Genomic DNA, 1,253 nt, shown 5'->3' with positions numbered 1-1,253 from the left:
GGTGGCCCTTGCCACGGCCTGCGACCTGCTGCTGGCTCACGCGTCTGCGGGCGCGTCCTCTCCGAGCGGGCCGCGCGCCCCCTGCGGACTGGTCACCCTGCCGCTGCACAAGGCCATGCTGCATGCCGCCGGGTACGACGTGCCCGGCCACACCGAATATCTTGCCCGGCGCGCGGGCCTTGGCGACGATGAGGTGTGCATGCACCTTGGCGGCGACGTGCTGCGCGTCAGCCTGGTGACCACCCACCCGCCGCTGCGCGAGGTGCCCGGTCTGGTCACCCGCCAGCGGGTGCTGCACTGCCTGCGCCTGACGGCGGCCCACGCGAGGGCCATCGGGGCTGCTGGGTCCGTGGCGGTGTGCGGGCTGAACCCCCACGCCGGGGAGTCGGGCCGCATCGGCAGCGAGGAAATCGAGGTCATCGCCCCGGCGGTGGCCGATGCCGTGGCCGAGGGGCTGGACGTCATCGGGCCGCTGCCCGCCGACACGCTGTTCGTCAAGGCGGCGCGCGGGGTCTACGCCGCCGTGCTGGCCATGTACCACGACCAGGGGCTGGCCCCCCTGAAGATGCTGCATTTTTCCGACGCCGTGAACGTGACCCTGGGGCTGCCCTTCGTGCGCACCTCGGTGGACCACGGCACGGGCTTCGACATCGCCGGAACCGGCGCGGCGGACACCGGCAGCTTCGCCGCCGCGCTGCGCCTTGCCTGCACCCTTTGCGACGGGAAGGACTGAGCCATGTACCTGGGAATCGACGTTGGCGGCACGCATACCGATGCCGTGGTCATGGATGGTCGCACCATAGCGGCCAGCGCCAAGGTGCCCACAGACCATCACGACCTGCTGGCCTCGGTGCGCGCGGCCATGCAGGGGCTGCTGAAGCCCCATGGGGGGGTGGAGCCGGGGCGCATCAGCCGCATGAACCTCAGCACCACGCTGTCCACCAACGCCATCGTGGAAGGCAAGACCGAGGACGTGGCGGTGGTGGTGTCCGCCGGCCCGGGCATCGACCCGGAACACTTCCGCGTGGGGCGGTTCTACTTTCCGGTGGGCGGGTCCATAGACCACAGGGGCGAGGAAATTGCCCCGCTCGACCCGGCGGAGATGGCCCGTGTGTCCACCGCCTGCTGCGATGCGGGCGTGCGCCTGTTCGCGGCGGTGGGCAAGTTCTCAACCCGCAATCCCGCGCACGAGACGGCCATGGGCGAGGCCCTTGGCGCGCGCGGCGGTGGTGAGCCCGCGCGCAGCGGCGGCA

Annotated in this window: 2 protein-coding genes; both read left to right on the top strand. The window is 71.7% G+C overall.

The window, feature by feature from the left end; genetic code table 11:
* Positions 1 to 733: 4-hydroxythreonine-4-phosphate dehydrogenase PdxA (pdxA, locus tag FVW20_RS15820; RefSeq protein WP_231039168.1), on the top strand; the 733-nt coding region annotated here is incomplete at its 5' end.
* Positions 734 to 736: 3 nt separating this feature from the next.
* Positions 737 to 1,253, top strand: a 517-nt coding sequence (locus FVW20_RS15815) for a hydantoinase/oxoprolinase N-terminal domain-containing protein (RefSeq protein WP_307831595.1), incomplete at its 3' end; no start/stop codon positions are given.

This window comes from Nitratidesulfovibrio oxamicus, assembly GCF_015731765.1.
Lineage (GTDB): Bacteria > Desulfobacterota > Desulfovibrionia > Desulfovibrionales > Desulfovibrionaceae > Cupidesulfovibrio > Cupidesulfovibrio oxamicus.
The sequence above is the reverse complement of the archived record's forward strand: the minus strand, read 5'-3'. Positions and strand labels throughout refer to the sequence as shown.